This window comes from Streptomyces sp. P9-2, assembly GCF_051903975.1.
Lineage (GTDB): Bacteria > Actinomycetota > Actinomycetes > Streptomycetales > Streptomycetaceae > Streptomyces > Streptomyces cellulosae.
Genome location: NZ_CP192633.1, coordinates 6,921,962 through 6,942,490 on the forward strand (window position 1 = coordinate 6,921,962; position 20,529 = coordinate 6,942,490).

Consider the following 20,529-nt stretch of genomic DNA (forward strand, 5'->3'; position numbering starts at 1 on the left):
CGTTTCTTATTGTTTCCGCGCAAACCAGACGGGTGGCGTCGGCGGTCAGGCAGCGGGTCGGGCCGGGCCGACCAGTTCGGACAGCACGTCCTCCGTGGTCACGAAGCCGAGGACGGCGCCCTTCCCGCCGGTCACCGCGGCCAGGTGGCTGCCGTCGGCACGCAGGGCGGTGAGAGTGTTGTCCAGGTCGATACGACCCCGGTGACCGGATGCATCGCGTTGCGCGGAAACGGCTGGTTCCTTTCGGTGATGCCGAGGGCTTTCTTGATGTGCAGGTAGCCCAGCAGGGTGCCGTTCGGGCCGGTGACGGGGAAGCGGGAGTAGCCCGCCTCGACCGCGATCCGCTCCAACTCGGCCGGCCGGGGTGACGGTGTGAGGGACCGTGCGCATCTGCCGCGCGGGGACCGGGATCTCGCCCGCCGGCCTCGTGCCCAGCTCCAGAGCATCGCGCAGGCGCTCGCCGTCCGCGGGCGAGAGCAGGCCGGCCACGCTGGAGTTGACGACCATGCGAGCGAACTGGTTGTCGGTGAAGACTGCCTCCACCTCGTCCTTCGGCTCCACCTCGAGTAGCTTCAGCAGCGCGTTGGCGAAGGCGTTGATACCCAAGATCACCGGCCTGAGCGCCCGGGTGAGGGCCACCAGCGGCGACCGAGCAGCAGCGCGGTCGCCACCGGCGCGGCCTGCGCGATGTTCTTCGGGACCATCTCGCCGATCAGCATGTGCAGATACGGCGCCACGCTCAGCGCGATGACGAACGCGACCGGGTGGATGAGGGCGTCCGGGATGCGGCCCGTCTCGAAGCCCGGCTCCCGCAGGTGCGCGATGGCCGGCTCGGCGACCGCGCCGAGCACCAGCGAGGAGACGGTGTTGCGGAGCTGGGCGGTGGCCGTCATCGCCGAGAGGTGCTCCAGGTGCCCCACAGGGTCATCCGGGCCCGTTTGCTGCCCTCCTGCGCCCGCGGCTCGATCTGGCTGCGGCGCACGGAGATCAGGGCGAACTCCCCGCCCACGAAGAACGCGTTGGTCAGCAGGGTCGGAGCACCGATGGCGAGCTGCAACGCGATCATCGGGATTCCTCCCCCGCCTGGGTTGGCACCCGGACCGGTTCGGTGATGCGGACGTGCTCGGCACGGTGGTGTTCGACGTCGAGGACATGAAGCCGCCAGCCGCCCAGGTCGAGCTCGTCGCCCTTGGCCGGGATGCGCGCCAGGCGCGTGGCGACCAGGCCGACCACCGTCTCGTACGGGCCCTCGGGCGCTTTCAGCCCGATTGCGGCGAGCTCGTCGAGGCGGACCGAGCCGTCTGCCTCCCACACCGCGCGCCCGTCCCCCGTCCTGCGAGCGGCCGCCGCGGGCAGGATGAACCTGCCTGGTTTCTCCTCCGCCAGCCAGCCTCGTTCCACCAGCCGCTTCAGCCCGGCTCTCGCGCCTTCGACCCGGGAGGCGGACGCGCTGTCCCTCCCCAGCACCACTGCCGCCCGCCGGGCCCCCAGCCCATCGGCTCCCGCTTCCAGGGCTGCGGCCATCAACGCCTGGTAGTCCAACGACAGCACCTCGATGCTGGCTGCGTCCTGGCGATGGGGCACCGCCCGGCGCGGTCCGGCCTTTTCTGTGAGGCTCCGTCGGTCACCACGGCGGGCGCGTCCGCCTCGGCCAGCGCCTCCAGATACTGCTCCAGGCCGATCACCCGGCGCCGGAGTACCTCTTCTGTCTCCGCCAGAGCCGCCTGAATCCGCGCCAGTTCGGCTTCGAGTTCCTCCACCCGCACCTCCGCGGCCTTCCGCCGCGTTTCCAGAACCGCCCGCATCGACGGCACCCGCCACCCCCACGACATCTCGGCCAGCAGCGGAGCGAGACTCCCGCGACAACCGCGGTCTCATGCCTGACCAGCAGAAATCACACGTGAGGTTCGGAAAGAGAACGGCCTCTTACCCACCCGATTGCGGAGTCCGGGAGAACTCTCAGGGATGGGCCCAGTGCCGGGAGGCCGCCGACGCGGCAGGGTCTCCGGATCGGCGGGCGAGGACGTTGTCGATGCGGGAGGCGTTGACGACACTCACGTTGCGGGGGTCGGCGCTATGAAGCCGAGCACGGTCTGCATGTCGTCCCGGCTGGCTTCAAGCGGCAGGTGCCAGATCCCCCCCCGTGGCGAGGGATGCGGTTACGGTCGCCACCACCGCTCCCGACCGGTGGGTCGGCGAGCCGGTCCGCGTCCTCGACCTGACGCCCTGAGCCCGAAGCCGGATCACCCACCGGTGCCGACGTGGCCCCGGCGGGTCTGGACGAGGTGTCGCCGGCTCGGCCGAGTTCGCGCAGGCGGTCGATGACCGGCACGGACCTCGTCCTGCTCACGGAAGACGGCGTGGTGGAAGGCGTCGACGCGGTGCTGGCGGTCGGCCCGGCCGAGGGGTATGGGTGGTGGCCGTACGCGGCGGGGAAGTCGCCGGAGGGGCGGGCGAGGTGGGCCAGGCTGCGGCCGCCGTCGGCAAGGAGCTACGGAGCCCTGAGGCGGCGGACCGGTGGCCCTGGCTTGTGACCGCCGTCCACGCCCAGCTGAGCTCGGCCGAAAGCCCGCCGCCGATCTGCGCCGTCCCTGGGAGAACCCGACCGTGCCCGTCTCGGGTGGCCCCCGCGAGGGTCTGGTGGGGTTTCGGGACCTCCGCCCGCCCCTGCGCTGCCCCGCCCGTGTACCGACTCCGTCAACACCAGGAGCAGGAAGGCCGGCTGTCTCGAAGGGCCGACCCTCCGCTGCTGGTGACGACATGGGCGGAGGCGACCCGAGACCATCACCGGATGCAGTCGCCTCAAAGCTCGCAAAGGCTGATTAGCGGGTTCAGTGGTTGCCGAGGACGGTCCGCATCCGCTGGTAGTGGTCGAGGTCTTCGAAGGTGTCATGGTCGGGCGGGCTGGGGTTGCGGCGTTCGACGCCCCAGGCCCAGATGCTGGCGGCAAGGCCGGCGGTCATCGGTATGAGCAGCCACAGCAGGGCGTCCATGGTTCAACCTCCTTCAGTGCAGGCGGGATGGATGGCTCGTTTCAGGCGGTGAGCTGCTTGGGCGTGCCGCCGGAAATGGCGATCTTGCGGGGCTTGGCGTGTGCGGCCAGCGGGATGCGCAGGGTGAGGACGCCGTTGTCGTAGGTCGCGTGAGCGGCTGTGGTGTCCAGGGCGTCGGAGAGGGTCAGGCGCCGGGTGAAGCGTCCCGTGGGACGTTCGGTGAGCACGGCCCGGGCGCCGGCCGGGATGGGCGAGGGGCGTTCGGCACTGAGGGTGAGCGCGCCGCGTTCGGTGGTCAGTTCGATGCTGGAGCGGTCCATGCCCGGCAGGTCGAACTGCAGGTAGAGCGCTTCGTCATCCCGCCAGGCGTCCACCGCGATGGCGGCCGTGGCCGGTCCGGCGGCGGCGCGCGCCACCTGGTGCACGAGGCGGTCGATATCCCCCAGAGCGCCGCTACGCGCAAGCATCCCTTCTTCTCCCTTCACTTGTTGGCTGCTGCCCGTGGGTTACCGGGATTTGCGCTCATCTATATAGCTGACCGCAGGTTCCTTGACAAGTAGACGCTTGGTGAAGTTGACAGTGCTCGACTCAATTTTGTACACGTGCAGTAAGCGTTCGGTTGCGCCGACGTGGCCGGGTTCTGCGTGGCCGGCCGGTCGGCGCGGACAGCGGAAGGAGGGCTGTTGGTGACGCAGAGCAGGAGAACTGTCTGGCTGCTGGGGGCCCGTGGTGCGGCTGCGGTCGCCTTCGGGGTGGTGACGCTTATCTGGCCGCAAGTGACGGTGCTGGCCCTGGCTCTGGTGTTCGGCACGTACGCGCTGGTCGATGGCGCCATGCTCCTGACGACGGCGTGGCGCAACCGGCGCGAGCGGTGGCCCGCTGTCGCCTGTGCGGGCGCCGGTGTGCTGAGTGTGGTGGCCGCCGCGGTAACGGCTCTGTGGCCAGGACTGACGGCGCTGGCGCTGGTGGTCATGGCGGGCGCCTGGGCGATCGTCACAGGATGCCTGGAGCTGTGGGCGGCCACCCGGATGCGGCATGAGCTGCAGCATGCGTGGCTGTGGCGTATCTCAGCCGCCGTGTCGGTGGTGGCGGGTGTGCTGCTGTGGCTGCGTCCCGATGCCGGTGCGGTCGCCATAGCCGTGGTCCTGGGCCTGTATGCGCTGGTCGCGGGCGGCATCTGGCTGGCCGCGGCGTGGCGTGAGTACCGCTCGCGCGCCGGTCACGACTCCCGGTCGTGGTGGCGGCCGGCGTCCGACACACGCACGGCCCACTGACAGCCGGACCCTTGTCCGCCCCGGCCTGGGTGCACCGCAGGCCGCCGGCCCGTCGTGCACCCGGCCCTGCGCTGGAAGACAGGTGAGCATCGTGACGCGACTGCACATCGACAACGGCGAACTGACGGTGCGCCTCCCCTGGCGGTGGGCGCTCGCGGCCCGGCGGCGCACCGTGCGGCTGCCGCTGAGGTTCGTGGACGAGGTGCGCGTGGAGCCGAACTGGTGGCGTGCGGTACGTCCCCGGCCGGACCCGGGGTACCGCTTCCGCCCGGGCCGCTGGTGCGTGGGCGAGATCAAGCACACCCGCGGCCGGGACTTCATCGCCCTGCGCGCGCGGGGCCCGGCGCTTGTGGTGTCGACCTCCGGCCGCCAAGCCCCCTACACGCGCCTGGCCCTGTCCACCGCCGATCCGGAAGCCGACGCCGCCAGGATTCGACAGGGCGCAAAAACGTGAGTGTGCATGTGTCAACTTTCTGGCGGCGCGATATATAAGATTTTGGGTGAACGGAGTGAGGAAACGACCTCCAAGGAGGGATGGAAGATGCTGATGCGTACGGATCCCTTCCGCGAGCTGGACCGGCTCGTCGAACGGGTCTGGGGCACGGCCGCGCGCCCGGCCGGCATGCCGATGGATGCCTGGCGCGAGGGTGAGACGTTCTTCGTGGAGCTGGACCTGCCGGGTGTGAACCCGGAGTCCATCGACCTCGATGTCGAGCGCAACGTCCTGACCGTGAAGGCCGTACGCAAGCCGACATACGGGGAGAACACCGAGTCGGTGGTCACCGAGCGGCCCGCGGGAACGTTCAGCCGACAGCTCTTTCTGGGCGAGACCCTCGACACCGAGAAGATCGAAGCCTCCTACGAGGCCGGCGTGCTCAGGCTGCGGATCCCGGTCGCCGAGCAGGCCAAGCCCCGCAGGATCGCCATCCACGGCGGCGAGCTCCGCAAGGAACTCAGCAGCTGACGGCGACCAGGCACCACTAGAGGACCCCAGGCGGCGAAGCCCGGGGTCCTGAGCCGTCCGGCATCGATCCGACCGCCGCCTTCTCACGCGTGACGCACCGGTATGACTGCCTGCTACCACTCGCGGGTGTGTCCGCCGGCCTGTGAGAGGCACATCGTTCGGGGTACGCGGATGCGGCCACGGCGGATCGCCGATCTGCTGCTGACCGGGCGGGTGTGTCGGCCCGGGGCGACGCGGTGGACGGAGCGCTCACGGCCGATGCCGCCGAGGCGACCGCGTCCGACAGTGCCCAAGACCGGTAACCGCCTGCAGGTGGCAAGCCGAACACCCGCCCCTGGCGATTGCCCCGTGGCTGCCGAGGTTCCTCGGTGGCCGCGGGCGCCGCCCTATCTCAGGGAGACGATATGACCGATCAGCTGCCTCCGCCGAACCTCGACCGGCCCGTGGTCGGCTCCTACCCGACCTACGAAGGCGCCCAGCGCGCCGTGGACTTCCTGTCCGACAACGGCTTCCCTGTTGAGCGCACCGCGATCATCGGCTCTGACCTGAGAATGGTCGAAACGGTGCTCGGCCGTCTCACCCGTGGTCGCGCGGCCCTGGCCGGCGCAGGCTCCGGCGCCTGGTTCGGCCTGCTCATTGGCCTGCTGCTGTCGCTGTTCGCCCGCGGGTCCAGCAGCGCCCTCGCTCTCCTGCTGAGCGCTCTCGCCTACGGCGCCGGCTTCGGGGCCGTCTTCGGTTTCATCGGTCACGCCCTCACCGGAGGGCGGCGCGATTTCACCTCCCGCAGCCAGATCATCGCCGGCCGCTACGACGTCGTGGCCGACCCCGACGTGGCCGACGAAGCCAAGAACATGCTGATCAAGCTGGCGTGGCGAGAGTCCTGAACAAGCACACGCCGGACATGGCTTCCCTGGCGTCCATGAACCGGAGGTGACAGAGGATGCAGCACCATGAGTTCCTCGCCCGCGTACGAGAACTTGGCGAATACAGGAGCCAGGACGAAGCCGCAGCAGTCACCGAAGCCGTCCTGACGGTCCTCGCTCAACGGATCAACCCGGGCCGAGGCCGACGACCTCGCCTCCCAGCTCCCGGAGCCCTTGGGACAGCAACTGACCGAAGTCAAGGCGCAGCAGGCCGAGGACTTCGGGATCCAGGAGTTCGATCGCAGGGTCGCCGAGCGGGTCGGAGCCCGGCCCCGCACGGCCGAGTGGGACGCCAGCGCGGTCCTGACCACACGTGCCGAAGCCGTCAGCGGCGGCGAGCTGAACCAGATCCTCAGCCAGCTGCCCTCCGGCTACGCCGTCCTGTTCGGCAAACCGGACCTCAGAAGCTGACATGCCGACGCATTGGGCACACGTAACCTACTCATCGGCTGCGGCGTTGACTCGCTGAACAGTCAGGGGGCATGGTTCGAGCCCCTGAGCTGCTTCCCAGCTTCCAGCCGAACGAAGGCATGAGAGAGGGAAGCTACTCAGCCGCGTGGACCGGCGTCACCACTACGCGGCCGCTGCATCGAATTCACTGCGGCCTACGGCACGAGCGTCCGGGGTGCCTGGTGCGGTCTGCAGCGGTCGGCGAGGCGGCTGGTTTTCAGCATGTGTGCCACCAGATGCCCTGGGAGCGCGCGTTCGATGGCTGGGGTAATGAGTACGGTGTGGCCGTCTGATGGTTGGATGCCGGTGTCCAGTGGTGCGACGGGTCGCTGTGCAAACAGCGGGCCACGGCTTCGTCGTCAGATGAGGCTCGGTTCGAGGGGCACGGAGGGCCGGCCGGTGAGTGACCGCAGTGCGATCGAGTGGACCGAGGCGACGTGAAACCCCACGACAGGCTGCGACCGTGTCTCCCCGGGGTGCGACAACTGCTACGCGTTGACGCTGGCGAAGCGGCTGAAGACGGTGGGATCGCCGAGATACCAGGCCGACGGTGACCCGCGCACGTCCGGGCCCGGCTTTGGCCTGACCGTGCACCCGGACGCGTTCTCCGTGCCGTACGGGTGGAAGAGCCCGTGGACGGTGTTCGTGAATTCCATGAGCGACGTGTTTCACGCGAGGGTGCCGCTCGACTACGTGCGCCGCGTTTTCGACGTGATCGCCGAAATCCCGCAGCACACCTACCAGGTGCTCACCAAGCGGGCCCGGTGTCTGCGGCAGGTCGCCGACCGGCTGGAGTGGCCGGACAACTTGTGGATGGGTGTGTCCGTGGAGAGCGCGAGGGAATTACCGCGCGTGGACGACTTGCGTCAGGTACCGGCGACGGTGAGGTTCCTGTCGCGCGAGCCTCTCCTGGGGCCGCTGGAGGGTGGAGCCGTTCCGGATCGACTGGGTCATCGCGGGCGGCGAGTCGGGGCCCGGGCACCGGACGCTGGACGAGGCCTGGGTGTGGCGGATCCGGGACACCTGCCAGCAGGCCGGGGTGGCCTTCATCTTCAAGCAGTGGGGCGGCCGGATCCCGAAGGCCGGCGGCCGTGAGCTGAAAGGCCGGACGTGGGACCAGATGCCTGTTCCGGCCGCGGTCTGAGACGAGGCGGGCGCGGTCGGCCGGTGGTGCCGGCGGCCGTGGCTGACGCTGTCAGCTCGGTACGGACGGGTGCACGACCAGGTCGCGCGTGTGTTTCTCGCCGATGCCGGTGCTGGGTGTCCTGCCCTCGCTGTGCGGGTACTTGACGGCCTTGCGGGCCACGGGCTCGGTGACCTGTCCGTAGTAGGAGCCGAAGATCTCCAAGGTGTGCTCGACAAGCTTCACCGGCCGGTCTGCGCGGAGCAACTGCTCCAGGTTGGCCGCCATTACCGGTACTGCCTCTGCCTCCTTCGCCACGACGTCTGGATCCGGCCGCAGTACACGTCCGCGCCGCCGTCCGCCCCCAGAAGACGGAGAGTGCGGTAGACGGTGGTCAGGCCGACCATGATGCCTTTGGCCTCGGCCACCGCGTGCAGGAACCGTGCGGAGGCGAAGTCCTCGCCCGCCTGGAACAGAGTCAGCAGCTCGCGGCGCTGCCGTGTCGAGCGCTGGTTCGCGAGAGCGGAGCCGCGCATGGTCACCTGCCGGTGGATGACGCCGGTACCAGGCTGACCGGGCCGGGTGATGCCGTGGCTGCGACCATCACCCGGCCCGGGGTTTTTCAGACGGGCAGCCCCACCTCGTGCTGCTCGTGCGAGCAGGCCTCGTGGGCCTCGGGGACGTCCCAGACAGGGAAGGGATCCTCACCGCCGCTCCACTCGCCGTCCAGCAGGCAGTCCTCCAGCGCCGAGTGCAGAGCTGCCGGCTCCAGTTCGGTACCGATGAACACGAGCTCCTGGGCCCTTTGCCCGGGTGTACCGGCCTCGCTGATACCGGCGGGCTCGAATCGGGCGACGGACCCGGCCTGGGACCACAGGCCGGTCACCCCGGGGCGCCCGGCCAGCGTGAAGAAGCCCTTGCTGCGCAGGACCGTCCCGAACTCACCGCTGTCGAACCGCTCGGTGATCAGGTGCCACAGTCGGCCCGGGTGGAAGGGCCGGTCGGCGCGGAACAGGGTGGAGGAGATCCCGTACTCCTCGGTCTCCGGGACGTGGTCGCCGTTCAGCTCCCGCACCCAGCCGGGTGCCTGCTGCGCCTGTTCCACGTCGAACAGGCCGGTTCCGAGCACGTCCGAGGCGCGCACCTGCCCGCGGACCGTCTCGACGAGGCGCGCGCCCGGGTTGAGCCGGGCGAGGACGCCGCGCAGCCGTTCGGCGGAGACGCCGTCGACGAGGTCGAGCTTGTTCAGGACGATCACGTCGGCGAACTCGACCTGGTCGATCAGCAGGTCGCTCACGGTGCGCTCGTCGTCCTCGAAGGGCGCGAGGCCCCGCTCGGCGAGTTCGTCGCCGGTGCCCAGCTCGGCCAGGAAGTTGGCCGCGTCCACTACGGTGACCATGGTGTCCAGCTGGGTGAGGTCGTCGAGCGTCGCCCCGTCGTCGCGCGTGAAGGAGAAGGTGGCGGCGACCGGCATGGGCTCGGAGATGCCGCTGGACTCGATCAGCAGGTAGTCGAAGCGTCCTTCCCTGGCGAGGCGGTCCACCTCGTCGAGGAGGTCGTCACGGAGCGTGCAACAGATGCATCCGTTGGTCATCTCGACCAGCCGCTCCTCCGTGCGCGAGAGGGCGGCCTCGCCGCCGCGCACCAGCGCGGCGTCGATGTTGATCTCGCTCATGTCGTTCACGATGACGGCGACCCGCAGTCCTTCGCGGTTCGACAGCAGGTGGTTGAGCAGGGTGGTCTTGCCCGCTCCGAGGAACCCGGAGAGGACGGTCACGGGCAGTCGGTCGTGCGGCATGCTCCGTCAGTCCTCCGGGCGGAGAAGGCCGCGCTCGTAGGCCTTCCGCAGGTGCTGGGGCACCAGGTAGGTGCTTCCGTCGACGGTGACGGGGGCGAGCGCCGGGGTGGTCGCGCGCCACTGGGCGCGACGGTGCCGGGTGTTGCTGCGGGACATCTTGCGCTTGGGGACGGCCATGGGGGTCCTTTCGTCAGTGGGGAGCCGGGAGGTGGCGAGGCGGGGGTCAGCGGCTGGCGTAGGGGAGCAGGGCCATCTCGCGGGCGTTCTTGATGGCCGTGGCGATCTGCCGCTGCTGCTGCCGGCTGACCTGGGTGACCCGGCGGCTGCGGATCTTGCCGCGGTCGGAGATGAACTTCCGCAGCAGGTCGGTGTCCTTGTAGTCGATGTACGTGATCTTGGCGGCGTCGAGCGGGTTCGGCCGGTTCTTGCGGGCCAGGGCGGCCTTGGCGGGGCGGGGCATGTGACGTCCTCGGTCGTTCGGCGGGGTGGGTCAGGCGGTGGTGTCGAGCAGGTGGTCGAAGCCGGTGGGCCGGGGCCAGGCGCCGGGCCCGGAGGCCAGCTCGTCATCCGTGAGAAGGCAGGAGTCCAGTAGCGAGAGCAGCCCCGCGCGGTCCAGGTCGGGAGAGGTGAAGACGAGGTGCTGGCAGCGATCGCCGTGCTCGGGGTGCCAGCCGAGGGCGGCCGCGGTACGGCGCTCGGCCGGCATCATCTCCCAGGCGGCGTCCGGCAGGGAGGCCATCCACGGGCCGGCATCCTCCACGCACAGCGCGCCCCCGGCCGCGTCCCAGGCAAGCAGGGTGTCCGGCCGGTCCGCCAGCCAGAACCGCCCTCGGCTGCGGGCCGCGGCACAGCACAGGTCCTCCAGGGCCTCGAAGAGGCGGCCCGCGTGGAAGGGGCGCCGGCGCTGCCAGACGAGGGTGCTCACACCCTCCTCGTCGCAGTCGTGCGGGAGCCGGGCGCAGGCGGGGTGCTGGGCTGCAGCGGCCGCGGCCACGTCGAAACCGGCGACTGCGGCGGCGGCCAACTGCCCGGAGGAGACCCGGACCTGGCGGGCTGCCGGGTGCAACTGCCGCAGCAGCGCGAGGTCGCCCAGTCCGGTTTCGGGGTTGTCGGACACGGCAAGGACCGGTGCGTACTCCAGTTGCCGCGCGAAGGTGTCGCCCACGGTGCGCTGGTCCGTGGGCGCCGCGGCGAGACCGGCCTCCGCCAGGTCGTCGCCGTCGGACAGGCAGGGCAGGACGAGCGCGGGATCCACTGCGGTCAGCACGTTGGTGAGCCGGAAGGCGCCCTGGCCGTGGGCGGCGATGACCTCGGCCATGCCGCGGGGTTCCACGGAGTCCCACAGTTCCACGACGGCGAGGCGGGTGAGACCGCCGTCGGCCAGTCGCTCCAGCTCGGGCACGAGATCCTCGCGCAGGGCGCAGCAGGCGCAGTCGTTGACCAGGGGCATCTCACCCCAGGACGTGGTGCCCGTGGTGTCGCGGACGCTGCGGCGTACCGCGCCGGCCTGGCCGGTGGAAAGGTCGTGGTGCAGGGCGACGCTGCCGGGCACCTCGCGCAGCAGCTGTGCGACCGTCTCGCGGCGGGCGTCGGCGTGCATGCCGCCGACGACCACCACGGGCATCGGTCCCTCCGGGGTCATCGCCGGCCTCCGTCCCTTCCGTAGCGGCGCTCGAAGCGCTCGACGCGTCCGGCGGTGTCCAGCACGCGGGCGGTGCCGGTGTAGAAGGGGTGACTCGCGGAGGAGATCTCGACGTCGACCACCGGGTAGGTGTGACCGTCCTCCCACTCGATGGTCTTCTCACTGGTCATCGTCGAGCGGGTCAGAATGGCGAAGTTACCGGCCTTGTCGCGGAAGACGACCGGGCGGTAGGCGGGGTGGATTCCGGGCTTCATGGGGTGTCCCTGGTTCGGAGTGCGGGCGGGCGGGAACCGGTGCGGTCAGCGTTCCTCGCGGAAGTCGACATGACGCCGGGCGACGGGGTCGAACTTCCTGAGGACCAGCCGATCCGGGTTGTTCCGGCGGTTCTTACGGGTCACGTACGTGTAGCCGGTGCCGGCGGTGGAGCGCAGCTTGACGATCGGGCGCAGTTCGTTGCGAGCCATGCGGGTAGCATACGACAATGATTTCCATTACCGGTACGCCGGTGTAGAGAAAGGCCGAACCCGTATGTCCGCCCACTGCCAGCTGACCGGCGCCGAGCCGGTCTTCGGCAAGAAGATCTCCCACTCCCACCGGCGCACCTCACGCCGGTTCGACCCGAACATCCAGAACAAGCGGTACTGGCTGCCCAGCGAGGGGCGCAACGTGCGCCTGCGCCTGAGCGCGCGAGCCATCAAGACCGTGGACGCGATCGGCATCGAGGCCGCTGTCGCCCGCATCCGAGCCCGTGGGGAGCGTGTCTGATGGCGAAGAAGAGCAAGATCGCGAAGAACGAGAAGCGGAAGCTGATCGTGGCCCGCTACGCTCAGCGGCGCGCCGAACTCAAGGCCGTCCTGGTCTCGCCGAGCACCACGGACGACGAGAAGGCGGCGGCGCAGGTGGAACTGCGCCGGCAGCCCCGGGACGCGAGTGCGACCCGCGTGCGCAACCGTGACAGCGTGGACGGCCGCCCCCGCGGCCACCTGCGCAAGTTCGGCCTCTCCCGCGTCAACATCCGCGAGCAAGCCCACGCCGGATTCCTGCCGGGGGTGACGAAGTCGTCCTGGTGACGGCCGGACAGGAGGGGGCGGCACGGGCGTGCCGCCCCCTCCTCGTCGTGCCTGCCCGCCGCGCCCGGACCGGTCCGGGCGAGCGCCGGGACCGGGATATGGCGTGGCGCACCCAAGACGAGGCTTAGCGGCGCGTGTAGGTGGAAACGACTACCCCCGGAACGATTGTCGTCACCATCAGGCGGCGACACGTGGACGTGGGGAGGGTATGTGGCGAAGGACGCGCCCCTGTATCTGAGGCCGCGGGTGGAGCCGCCGCTCGCCTCGCTGCTCGGGGAGGTGAGCTTCCTGCACTCGCTGGTGGACGCGCTCGGTTCACCGCTGAACGTGCTGCTCCCCGAGGTGGTCGCGGAGAACGCCGCGCGGTTCCTCTCCGTGTACCGGCGTCACCGCCTCTCCGGCCGCGTGTACTTCGCGCACAAGGCGAACCGGTCCAGCGCCTTGGTGCGGAGGCTGGCCGCGTGCGATCCGGCCGCCGTCGGCGTCGACGTGGCCTCCCTGGGAGAGCTTCAACACGCGCTGGGCTGCGGGTTCACGGGGGACCGGGTGATGGCGACCGGGCCCAAGGATCCGCAGTTCCTGTGGCTCGCGGCCCGGGTGGGAGCCACGGTCAACGTGGACTCGGCTGGTGAGCTGCGGCAGTTGGCCGAGCTCGTCCGCGGGCACGGCCTGAGCAGAACACGGGTACTGGCACGCCTGTCGGGGTTCGAGTCGGACGCCGGGTACGGCGGCGCCGGGACGCGGGTCCTGTCGCGCGGCAGCCGGTTCGGCACGCCGGCCGCCGAGGCCGAGGCGCTGTGGTCGGCGCTCGAAGAGCGTCGGGATGCCGTCGAACTCGTCGGCCTGGCGTACCACTTGGACACCAACGGCCTGGAGGAGAAGGCCCGTGCCCTGGAGCGATGTGTCCTGCTGATGGACGAGTGCCGGGCGCGGGGCCTGGCACCGGGCGCCGTGGACATCGGCGGGGGGTTCGGCGTCGGCTACGTCGCCGAGGCCGCCGAGTGGGAGCGCTGGACGACCGCGCTGAGCGAGGCCGTACTCGGGGTACGCCCGCCGCTGACCTGGCGCGGCCACGGCTACGGGCTGCGCGCCGAGGGCGGCACGGTACGCGGCACGGCGGCGCTGTACCCCGCCCACCGGTCCGTCGCAGGGCCCGGCTACCTCGACGAACTGCTCATGCGTCCCGCCCCGGCCCTGGGCCGGTCGCCGGCCACCCTGCTGCTGGAGCACCTGAACGACCTGTACATCGAACCGGGACGGGCCCTCGTCGACCAGTGCGGGGTGTCACTGGCCCGGGTGCTGGAGGTGCGGCCCACGAGCGAGGCTCCCGACCGGTACCTGGTGCGCCTGGGCATGAACGCGGGGGACGTCAGCCTGGAGGAGCACGGCGTGCTCGTGGACCCTGTCCTGCTGCCCCGTGACGGAACCCCGGGGGAGCCGTGCGGTGGCGGGACCGGGGGCGACGGCCCGGTCGGCGTCCACCTGGTCGGAAACCTGTGCCTGGAGGCCGACCTGATCACTCGGCGACTGGTGTACCTGCCGCGGCTGCCGCGCCCTGGGGACGTCCTGGCCTTCGTCAACACCGCCGGGTACGCCATGGACTTCCATGCCCACCGCGCGCAACGGCAGCCTGTCGCACGGTCGGTGGCGGTCACGCAGGAGGCCGGCACGTGGCGCTGGTGCCCTGACGAGGACTACTGGCCGCTCATACACCCGGAGAAAGGGCCGTTTTGAGGTACGACAGCATCACCGATGCCATCGGCAACACACCGCTGGTCCGCATCGACGCGTCCGTCCACGGACTGAGCCACATCGACCTCTACGCCAAGCTGGAGATGCTCAACCCCTTCGGGTCCGTCAAGGACCGCCCCGCCTGGCACATGGCTCGTCCGCTCCTGTCGGAGGCGGCAGGCGGCGACGGCACGGTCGTCGAACTGTCCAGCGGCAACACCGCCAAGGCCCTCGCGCTCCTGGCCGGCCTTAACGGGCTGAAGTTCAAGAGCGTCACCAACCGGATGCGCGTACCCGAGATCAAGGAACTGCTGCTCCTGCTGGGCGCGGAGATCGAGGAGCTGCCCGGGCGGAGCGAGTGCCTCGACCCCACGGACACCGACGATCCGCTGACCAGCTTCCACCAGGCGCTGTCCGAGCCCGGCAGCACCTACCTGCACACCGATCAGTACTTCAATCCGCGCAACGTCGAGGCGCACGCGACGGGGACCGGACCCGAGATCGTCAAGGATCTGGACGGCCGGGCCCCCGACTGGTTCGTCGCCTGTGTGGGCACGGCGGGCTCCTCCACCGGTGTCGCCAAGGTGCTGCGCGAGCACGACCCGCGGGTGCGCGTGCTCGGGCTGGTCGCCGACAAGTCGGACTTCATCCCGGGCATCCGCACCATCGACGAGGTGCACCAGGTCGGGCTGTTCGACCCGGCGACGTACGACTCCATCGCGTCGGTCACCTCCCAGGAGGCCATCGACGGCATGGTCACGCTCATCCGCCGCTGCGGACTGCTGTCCGGGCCGACCGGAGGCGCGGCCTACCAGGGCGCGGTCCGCCGACTCGCCGCGGTCGACGCCGAACTGGCGGGCACCGGAGACCGGCAGACCGCCGTGTTCATCGTCTGCGACCGGGCCGAGAGCTATCTGAGCTATGTCCGTGACCGCCGCCCCGAGCTGCTCGGCAGGGCGCGGCGCGGCCACTCGGCCGCGTCGCTCACCGACGCCGAGGTCCGTGCCGAGGCACGTACCGTCGATGTCGTAGAGGCACAGCGGTGGCTGACCGGTGATGAACCGCGCCCGCTGGTGATCGACCTGCGCGGCCCACACGCCTACGCCGCCCTGCACATCGAGGGATCGACCAACATTGTCGACGAGGTCTTCGACGAACTGGTGCGGACCGGCCTGCCGTTCAGCAAACGCACCCCGGTACTGCTCGCCTGCCCCGTGGGGGAGAAGTCGCTGAGCTACGCCGCACTCCTGACCCGCATGGGCCACCCCGACGTGCGCAGCCTCGCGGGCGGCATCGTGGCCTGGCGGGACGCGGGCGCACCGCTGGTGAGGGAGTGAGCCCGATGCCCGACGAGACGCCCGGCGACGGCGAGGACTGGCAGGCCCTGGCGCGCGCCCAGTTCCCCATCATCACCGCGCACCCGGAGCTGGTGTACCTGGACAGCGCGGCGACCTCCCAGAAGCCGCAAGCCGTCCTGGATGCGGTGCACACCTACCTGACGACGACGAACGCCAACGCGGGCCGCGGCACCTACCCGTGGGCCAACCGGACCACGGAACTGGTCGAACAGGCCCGTGAGCGGGTCAAGTCCTTCCTCGGGGACCCCGCGCCGGACCACTCCACCGTGCTCTTCACCGGCGGGACGACCGAGGGCCTGCGCACCGTCGCCCGCGACTGGCTCACCGGACACCTCACCGACGGCGACGAGATCCTGGTCCCGTTCGCCGACCACCAGGCCAACCTCGAACCGTGGCTGGAGACCCAGCGCTTGCTCTCCGAACGCGGCACCGAGGTGCGGGTGCGCGCCCTGCCACGGCAGGCATCGGGCGACTACGACCACCGCGCCCTCGCCGACGCAGTCGGCCCCCGCACCCGCTTCGTCGCCGCGACCCACGTGCACCATGTCTACGGCGGCGACATGAACGTCCACCGCATCCGTGCCGCTGTCGGCCCCGAGGTGCCGATCTGCCTGGACGCGGCACAGAGCGTCGGGCACCTGCCGCTCCGGCTCGCCGACCCCGCCCTCGACGTCGACTTCGTCGTCTTCTCCGGGCACAAGACCCTGGCGCTGCCCGGCACCGGGGCGGTGTGGGCACGCAACACCCGGGGGCCGGCCCTGCTGCCCCGGGGCTGGCAGGGCACCCCCAACACCGCGGGGATCGTGTCCCTGATGGCGGCGTTCGACTGGCTGGATGCGATCAGCGTCGACCGCATCGCCGCCCATGTCTCCGGGCTGGCCGGCCGCCTGACCGACCGACTGCGCCGACTGGACGCCTACGAGATCCTCGGCTGCCCCGCCAGCCTGGCCGCCGACTCCGCTCTGCCCGCGGCCCAGCGACGGCACGGCATCGTCACCTTCCGGCACCGCGACATACCCTCCGACGACCTGGGCTTCATCCTCTTCAGCCACGGCTTCATGGTCCGGGCCGACAGCCTGTGCCAGGCGGGCGCGGACAAGAAGGAGGGCTCCGTCCGGGTGAGCCTGCACGTCTACAACACCGGCGAGGAGATCGACCACCTGCTGGAGGTGCTGGCTTCCCTAGCGTGAATGGGTATTGATAACCGTTTCCACCTGTAGATTACGCGGTAGTCGTTAGAGGTGGGAGACGGAAGAGGTGCGCAACCGGTGAGCGTGAGCATGGAGACTGCCAGGACCTGGGTCGAGCGCTGGGAGCGGCAGCAGCAGCGGTACGCGCTGGACCGCGAGGAGCGCTTCACCGTCATCTGCGACGTCGTGGAGCACGTATGCGTCGACCGCCCCCGGCCGACCCTGCTCGACCTGGGCTGCGGCCCCGGGTCCCTGTCCGCCCGGCTCTCCCGGCGGCTGCCGGAGGCGGAGATCGTCGCGGTCGACATGGACCCCATGCTGCTGGAGCTGGCGCGTGCGCATCACCCGCACGTCGCGCGCTGGGTGAACGCGGTGATCGGTACGGACGGCTGGACCGACGCCCTCGGCCTGGAGAACGGCCTGGACGGCGCCGTCACGACGACGGCCCTGCACTACCTCCAGGCTCCCGCCCTGCTGAAGACGTACCGGAGCATCGCGGCCCTGCTGCGCCCCGGGGGAGCGCTGATCAACGGAGACCACTTCCCGCCGGACGCGCGCTCCTGTTCCGACCTCACCGCCCACGTGGGACGCCGTCGGGCGGAGCGCGCGGGCGGCATGAGCCACGAGGACTGGGAGTCCTGGTGGTCGGCAGCGGCCGCGGATCCGGAGCTGGCGAACCTCTTCGAGCAGCGTGAGCGCAATCGCCCGTCCTCCGGTGGCGGGGGCGAGAACTGGCACCTGCCGGTGAGCCGCCACGCCCAACTCCTGCGGGAGGCGGGTTTCAGCAGGGTCACGCCGGTTTGGCAGGTGGGGGACAGCTGCGTGCTGGTGGCCTTGAAGGACTGAGAGCGCCGAACTCGCTCATGATCCGGTCCCCTCACAGGGTGAGGCTCATCAGGATCTCGTCCCGGTCGTCGCCGGGGGACAGGCGCAGCGCGCCCGGCCATCTCCCCACTTCCGCCCATCCGGCTTTGCCGTAGAAGTCCTCGAGCCCCAGGCCGGACCGCACCGTCAGCTTCAGCCGTTCCAGGCCCATCTCCTCCCGCGCGATCCGCCGGACGCGGCGCATCAGCGCGGCCCCGACCCCCGAGCCCCGGAAGTGCACGTGCGTCTGCACGTGGTTCACCGTGCCGCAGTGGGCTTCGAGCGGATGCGCCTCACGTCGGACGAGCAGCCAGCCCGCGAGGACGCCGTCCACGGTGGCCACTACGAGTCTGCAGTGTCCGGGCGCCAGTTGCCCGGCGATCCGGTCAACGGCGGCTTCCGTGTGTGCGGAGGTCAGGGGCGGGAGCGGGCAGTCCGCCGGGATGACCGCGCCGCCGGCGTTGACCACCGCGGCCCAGCATGCGGCCAGTTCGCGTTTCACCGAGGAGGGCAGCTCGGACGGACGAGTGAATTGGGTGAACGCTGGTGCGGCGACTTCGGATGCTGTCACGCGCATCAGCTTGTCACGGGGCCGGGCTCCAGGAGATTGCCGACCAGCAGACCCAGCGCGAGGGCGACGGTCGACATGGCCAAGAAGCAGCCGAGAGCGAACCCGCCCACCGCACCGACTTCGGCAGCTTTGCGAACCGAGCCGACGCCCAGCACGATCGTGCAGAAGATGATCGGCGGGATCATCATCCTGATCAGGCTCACGAAGCCCGCGCCGACAGGCTTCAGCGCGAGCCCGGTCGATGGCCGGAGGGCACTGACGAGAATGCCGAGCGCGACGGCGAGTAGCACCCAGAAGTACAACTGGCGGTGCCAGGGTGTGGGTGGTGAGGTGGAGCGGCTGCGGGGCGGAGCGGTGGCGGCCATGAGGTGTCTCTTCATTGACGTACGCAGGCGCGGCGCACCCGGGGAGGCGCGCGCGGCTCCGGGGAATCCGGATCCGAGTCGAGAAGGGTGGGCCTGAGGGCGGCCTCGTCCAGGCTGATGGGACCAGTGGCGCGGTCAGAGAAGTTCGAGCAGCTTTTCGGTGAACTCGGCGGTGCCGGCCGAGCCACCGAGGTCCGGGGTGCGCGCGGAAGTCTTGGCCAGAACGGCGGCGATCGCGTCGGTGATGTCGGCGGCTGCGGCCGGGTGGCCCAGGTGATCGAGCATCATGGAGGCGGACCAGATGGCGCCGAGCGGATTGGCAATACCGCGTCCGGCGATGTCAGGGGCGGAGCCGTGCACCGGCTCGAACATGGAGGGGAACTCACGCTCGGGGTTGAGGTTGGCGGCCGGAGCGATGCCGATGCTACCGGCGACCGCGGCAGCGAGGTCACTGAGGATGTCGCCGAACAGATTCGAGCCGACCACGACGTCGTAGCGTGAGGGTTCGAGCACGAACTTGGCGGCCAAGGCGTCGATGTGTTCCTGGTCCCACACCACCTTGGGGTGGTACTGAGCGCGCTCGTTCACGAGCTCGTCCCAGAAGGGGAGTGTGTGCACGATGCCGTTGGACTTCGTGGCCGACGTCAGTCGGCCGCCGCGTCGTGCGGCCAGGCCGAAGGCGTAATCGAGCACCCGGTTGATTCCGGCACGGGTGAACACCGCTTCCTGGACAGCCATTTCATCGGGGAAACCGCGGTTCATGCGGCCTCCGATCTCGCTGTACTCGCCCTCCACGTTCTCGCGTACAACGACGAAGTCGACTTCGCCGGGTGCAGCGTTGCGCAGTGGACTGGCGACACCTTCGAAGACCCGGACTGGCCGCAGGTTGACGTACTGGCGGAAGCTGCGGCGGATCGGGATGAGCAGTCCCCACAGCGAGACGTGGTTCGGCACGCCGGGGAATCCGACAGCGCCCAGAAGGATGGCGTCGTGGTCCTTGATCTGTGCCAAGCCGTCGTCGGGCATCATCGAGCCCTCGCGCAGGTAGCGCTCGCAGGACCAGTCGAACTCGTCGTAGGCGAAGGTGATGCCGTGTCGGGCGGCGACGGTGTCCAGGACTTGGCGGGCAGCAGGCAGCACTTCAGTGCCGATCCCGTCGCCGGGGATGAGAGCGATGCGGTGGTTGGGCATGTGGGGATTGCAGCAACGAGCGCCGTGTGACGTCCAAGACGGACAATCCATGTGCCTTATAGGGCGCGCCTATTATTTGTCTGTGGGACTCTCGGTCGCGCAGGTGAGGAACGCCTGGGCCGCCGGGGTCAGCGCTTCCTTCCTGCTGACCAGCGCCACATGAAGGTTCCTTGCCGGCTCGATGTCCAGCACGAGTGCCCCCGCCCTCTCGGCGAAGTCCCGCCAGGAGTCGGTCACAACAGCCAGCCCGACTCCGGCCAGCACCAGCGGCACGATCGCGATCCGGTGCTCGGTTTCCACGGCCACTGTCCACTGCGTTCCGGCACTGCGGAGATCGTCGACGTATTTGCGCATCCCGGTGCCCTGCTGGCCGACGATCAGACGCTGCTCGGCCAGCTGTTCGTGCCGCACGGGGGCACCGGGTGGAAAGGGGCCGTCGGGCGGGGCGAGCAGGACGAATTTCTGCTCCATGACCGGGTAGGGCCGCACGTCGTTGGCCGGGAGCGGGGCGGGGCTGGCCACCAGCCCCAGCTCGGCCTGACCGGTGCGCACCATCTCCCTGACGTCCCTTGAGGTGAAGGCCGCCTGGATCGCCACGGAAACCTGTGGGTGCCGCTTCGTGAAGCGACTGATCATGGCGGTGAGCGGTTCGATGGACTGGGAAGGCATCGCGGCGATGTCGACCCGGCCTCTGTGCAGGCCGTGCACGGATTGCACCGTGGCGCGCGCCATCTCCAGACTGCGGACGGCCGCGCGGGCCGGTTCGATCAGGGCGATCCCGGCTTCGGTCAGTACGGCCTTGCGGCCGATACGGTGGAAGAGGTCGCTGCCCAGGTCGCGTTCCAGTGCCTGGATCGCCTGCGACAGGGAAGGCTGAGCCAGGTAGAGCGCCGAAGCGGCACGGTTGAATCCGCCATGGTCGACGACCGCCAGAAAGTACTCGAGCTGCCTGACATCCATGGTTGTACCTCCGCGCTCCGACGCTTCTTATAGGCCACCCCTATAAGCATTGTCGCCGATCA

24 protein-coding genes and 6 pseudogenes are annotated in these 20,529 nt (G+C 70.0%); 13 read left to right on the top strand and 17 right to left on the bottom strand.

Going from position 1 to position 20,529, the window contains the following annotated elements; all coding sequences use genetic code 11:
• Positions 1 to 45: 45 nt before the first annotated feature.
• The 5 genes and pseudogenes from ACQY0Z_RS31265 to ACQY0Z_RS31285 form a co-directional block, all read right to left on the bottom strand.
• A pseudogene (locus ACQY0Z_RS31265) lies at positions 46 to 1,066 on the bottom strand (hemolysin family protein).
• Positions 1,063 to 1,329: pseudogene (locus ACQY0Z_RS31270) on the bottom strand (transporter associated domain-containing protein); the annotation flags it as partial. The pseudogenes ACQY0Z_RS31265 and ACQY0Z_RS31270, both read right to left, overlap by 4 nt.
• A pseudogene (locus ACQY0Z_RS31275) lies at positions 1,321 to 1,805 on the bottom strand (hypothetical protein); the annotation flags it as partial. The pseudogenes ACQY0Z_RS31275 and ACQY0Z_RS31270, both read right to left, overlap by 9 nt.
• Positions 1,806 to 2,831: 1,026 nt before the next feature.
• A complete protein-coding gene (locus tag ACQY0Z_RS31280) occupies positions 2,832 to 2,993 on the bottom strand; it encodes a hypothetical protein (protein WP_019525541.1) in 162 nt (53 codons plus the stop codon).
• A 41-nt stretch (positions 2,994 to 3,034) separates the two neighbouring features.
• The gene (locus ACQY0Z_RS31285; RefSeq protein WP_026243930.1) at positions 3,035 to 3,460 is read right to left on the bottom strand and encodes an Hsp20/alpha crystallin family protein; all 426 of its coding nucleotides are present in this window, start codon (positions 3,458 to 3,460) and stop codon (positions 3,035 to 3,037) included.
• A 219-nt stretch (positions 3,461 to 3,679) separates the two neighbouring features.
• On the opposite strand from ACQY0Z_RS31285, the gene ACQY0Z_RS31290 reads away from it, so the two are divergent.
• The 7 genes and pseudogenes from ACQY0Z_RS31290 (at position 3,680) to ACQY0Z_RS31320 (ending at position 7,748) form a co-directional block, all read left to right on the top strand.
• On the top strand, positions 3,680 to 4,267 hold the full coding sequence (locus ACQY0Z_RS31290) for an HdeD family acid-resistance protein (RefSeq protein ID WP_347224618.1): 588 nt from the start codon (positions 3,680 to 3,682) through the stop codon (positions 4,265 to 4,267).
• Positions 4,268 to 4,358: 91 nt separating this feature from the next.
• Entirely contained in the window at positions 4,359 to 4,721 is a 363-nt protein-coding gene (locus tag ACQY0Z_RS31295) for a hypothetical protein (RefSeq protein ID WP_240318769.1), read from the top strand.
• A gap of 87 nt (positions 4,722 to 4,808) precedes the next feature.
• On the top strand, positions 4,809 to 5,231 hold the full coding sequence (locus ACQY0Z_RS31300; RefSeq protein WP_136239779.1) for an Hsp20/alpha crystallin family protein: 423 nt from the start codon (positions 4,809 to 4,811) through the stop codon (positions 5,229 to 5,231).
• Between the two features lie 404 nt (positions 5,232 to 5,635).
• Positions 5,636 to 6,115, top strand: coding sequence for a general stress protein (locus tag ACQY0Z_RS31305; protein ID WP_019525536.1), 480 nt, complete (start codon positions 5,636 to 5,638; stop codon positions 6,113 to 6,115).
• A gap of 56 nt (positions 6,116 to 6,171) precedes the next feature.
• A pseudogene (locus ACQY0Z_RS31310) lies at positions 6,172 to 6,565 on the top strand (DUF2267 domain-containing protein).
• A 534-nt stretch (positions 6,566 to 7,099) separates the two neighbouring features.
• A pseudogene (locus tag ACQY0Z_RS31315) lies at positions 7,100 to 7,468 on the top strand (DUF5131 family protein); the annotation flags it as partial.
• Positions 7,469 to 7,529: 61 nt separating this feature from the next.
• The gene (locus ACQY0Z_RS31320; RefSeq protein ID WP_439813194.1) at positions 7,530 to 7,748 is read left to right on the top strand and encodes a DUF5131 family protein; all 219 of its coding nucleotides are present in this window, start codon (positions 7,530 to 7,532) and stop codon (positions 7,746 to 7,748) included.
• Between the two features lie 51 nt (positions 7,749 to 7,799).
• Here ACQY0Z_RS31320 and ACQY0Z_RS31325 read toward each other — a convergent pair whose 3' ends face one another.
• The 8 genes from ACQY0Z_RS31325 to rpmG all read right to left on the bottom strand — a co-directional run bounded on the left by ACQY0Z_RS31325 (position 7,800) and on the right by rpmG (position 11,631).
• The gene (locus tag ACQY0Z_RS31325) at positions 7,800 to 8,015 is read right to left on the bottom strand and encodes a hypothetical protein (RefSeq protein WP_019525532.1); all 216 of its coding nucleotides are present in this window, start codon (positions 8,013 to 8,015) and stop codon (positions 7,800 to 7,802) included.
• Positions 8,015 to 8,263 carry a transcriptional repressor gene (locus tag ACQY0Z_RS31330; protein WP_019525531.1) on the bottom strand — a complete coding sequence of 83 codons (249 nt, stop codon included), beginning with the start codon at positions 8,261 to 8,263 and terminating at the stop codon, positions 8,015 to 8,017. The genes ACQY0Z_RS31325 and ACQY0Z_RS31330 overlap by 1 nt, the downstream gene beginning before the upstream one ends.
• 86 nt (positions 8,264 to 8,349) lie before the next feature.
• On the bottom strand, positions 8,350 to 9,525 hold the full coding sequence (locus ACQY0Z_RS31335; RefSeq protein ID WP_210634931.1) for a GTP-binding protein: 1,176 nt from the start codon (positions 9,523 to 9,525) through the stop codon (positions 8,350 to 8,352).
• A 6-nt stretch (positions 9,526 to 9,531) separates the two neighbouring features.
• On the bottom strand, positions 9,532 to 9,702 hold the full coding sequence (gene rpmF, locus ACQY0Z_RS31340) for a 50S ribosomal protein L32 (RefSeq protein WP_019525529.1): 171 nt from the start codon (positions 9,700 to 9,702) through the stop codon (positions 9,532 to 9,534).
• A 46-nt stretch (positions 9,703 to 9,748) separates the two neighbouring features.
• Positions 9,749 to 9,985, bottom strand: a complete 237-nt coding sequence (rpsR, locus tag ACQY0Z_RS31345; RefSeq protein ID WP_019525528.1) for a 30S ribosomal protein S18 — start codon at positions 9,983 to 9,985, stop codon at positions 9,749 to 9,751.
• A gap of 30 nt (positions 9,986 to 10,015) precedes the next feature.
• Entirely contained in the window at positions 10,016 to 11,167 is a 1,152-nt protein-coding gene (locus tag ACQY0Z_RS31350) for a GTP-binding protein (protein ID WP_028961228.1), read from the bottom strand.
• Entirely contained in the window at positions 11,164 to 11,421 is a 258-nt protein-coding gene (locus ACQY0Z_RS31355) for a type B 50S ribosomal protein L31 (protein ID WP_019525526.1), read from the bottom strand. Before ACQY0Z_RS31355 ends, ACQY0Z_RS31350 begins: the two co-directional genes overlap by 4 nt.
• A 45-nt stretch (positions 11,422 to 11,466) precedes the next feature.
• Entirely contained in the window at positions 11,467 to 11,631 is a 165-nt protein-coding gene (rpmG, locus tag ACQY0Z_RS31360; protein WP_019525525.1) for a 50S ribosomal protein L33, read from the bottom strand.
• A gap of 64 nt (positions 11,632 to 11,695) precedes the next feature.
• Here rpmG and rpmB point away from each other — a divergent pair, with 64 nt between their 5' ends.
• The 6 genes from rpmB (at position 11,696) to ACQY0Z_RS31390 (ending at position 17,362) form a co-directional block, all read left to right on the top strand.
• Positions 11,696 to 11,932, top strand: a complete 237-nt coding sequence (gene rpmB, locus ACQY0Z_RS31365) for a 50S ribosomal protein L28 (RefSeq protein ID WP_019525524.1) — start codon at positions 11,696 to 11,698, stop codon at positions 11,930 to 11,932.
• A complete protein-coding gene (gene rpsN / locus ACQY0Z_RS31370) occupies positions 11,932 to 12,237 on the top strand; it encodes a 30S ribosomal protein S14 (RefSeq protein ID WP_019525523.1) in 306 nt (101 codons plus the stop codon). The genes rpmB and rpsN overlap by 1 nt, the downstream gene beginning before the upstream one ends.
• A 210-nt stretch (positions 12,238 to 12,447) precedes the next feature.
• On the top strand, positions 12,448 to 13,971 hold the full coding sequence (locus tag ACQY0Z_RS31375) for a Y4yA family PLP-dependent enzyme (RefSeq protein WP_019525522.1): 1,524 nt from the start codon (positions 12,448 to 12,450) through the stop codon (positions 13,969 to 13,971).
• Complete coding sequence (locus ACQY0Z_RS31380) at positions 13,968 to 15,305, top strand: pyridoxal-phosphate dependent enzyme (RefSeq protein WP_028961225.1); 1,338 nt, start codon at positions 13,968 to 13,970, stop codon at positions 15,303 to 15,305. The genes ACQY0Z_RS31375 and ACQY0Z_RS31380 overlap by 4 nt, the downstream gene beginning before the upstream one ends.
• Before the next feature lie 5 nt (positions 15,306 to 15,310).
• Positions 15,311 to 16,516, top strand: coding sequence for an aminotransferase class V-fold PLP-dependent enzyme (locus tag ACQY0Z_RS31385; RefSeq protein WP_019525520.1), 1,206 nt, complete (start codon positions 15,311 to 15,313; stop codon positions 16,514 to 16,516).
• 78 nt (positions 16,517 to 16,594) lie between these two features.
• Positions 16,595 to 17,362, top strand: a complete 768-nt coding sequence (locus tag ACQY0Z_RS31390) for a class I SAM-dependent methyltransferase (RefSeq protein WP_026243929.1) — start codon at positions 16,595 to 16,597, stop codon at positions 17,360 to 17,362.
• Between the two features lie 31 nt (positions 17,363 to 17,393).
• Here the strand turns inward: ACQY0Z_RS31390 and ACQY0Z_RS31395 are convergent, their stop codons facing one another.
• The 4 genes and pseudogenes from ACQY0Z_RS31395 to ACQY0Z_RS31410 form a co-directional block, all read right to left on the bottom strand.
• Entirely contained in the window at positions 17,394 to 17,951 is a 558-nt protein-coding gene (locus ACQY0Z_RS31395) for a GNAT family N-acetyltransferase (RefSeq protein WP_439813195.1), read from the bottom strand.
• Positions 17,952 to 17,971: 20 nt separating this feature from the next.
• Positions 17,972 to 18,316 (bottom strand): annotated as a pseudogene (locus ACQY0Z_RS31400) (cation:dicarboxylate symporter family transporter); the annotation flags it as partial.
• A gap of 135 nt (positions 18,317 to 18,451) precedes the next feature.
• Positions 18,452 to 19,507 carry a tartrate dehydrogenase gene (locus tag ACQY0Z_RS31405; protein WP_439813196.1) on the bottom strand — a complete coding sequence of 352 codons (1,056 nt, stop codon included), beginning with the start codon at positions 19,505 to 19,507 and terminating at the stop codon, positions 18,452 to 18,454.
• 72 nt (positions 19,508 to 19,579) lie between these two features.
• A complete protein-coding gene (locus ACQY0Z_RS31410; protein ID WP_439813197.1) occupies positions 19,580 to 20,467 on the bottom strand; it encodes a LysR family transcriptional regulator in 888 nt (295 codons plus the stop codon).
• Between the last annotated feature and the right edge of the window lie 62 nt (positions 20,468 to 20,529).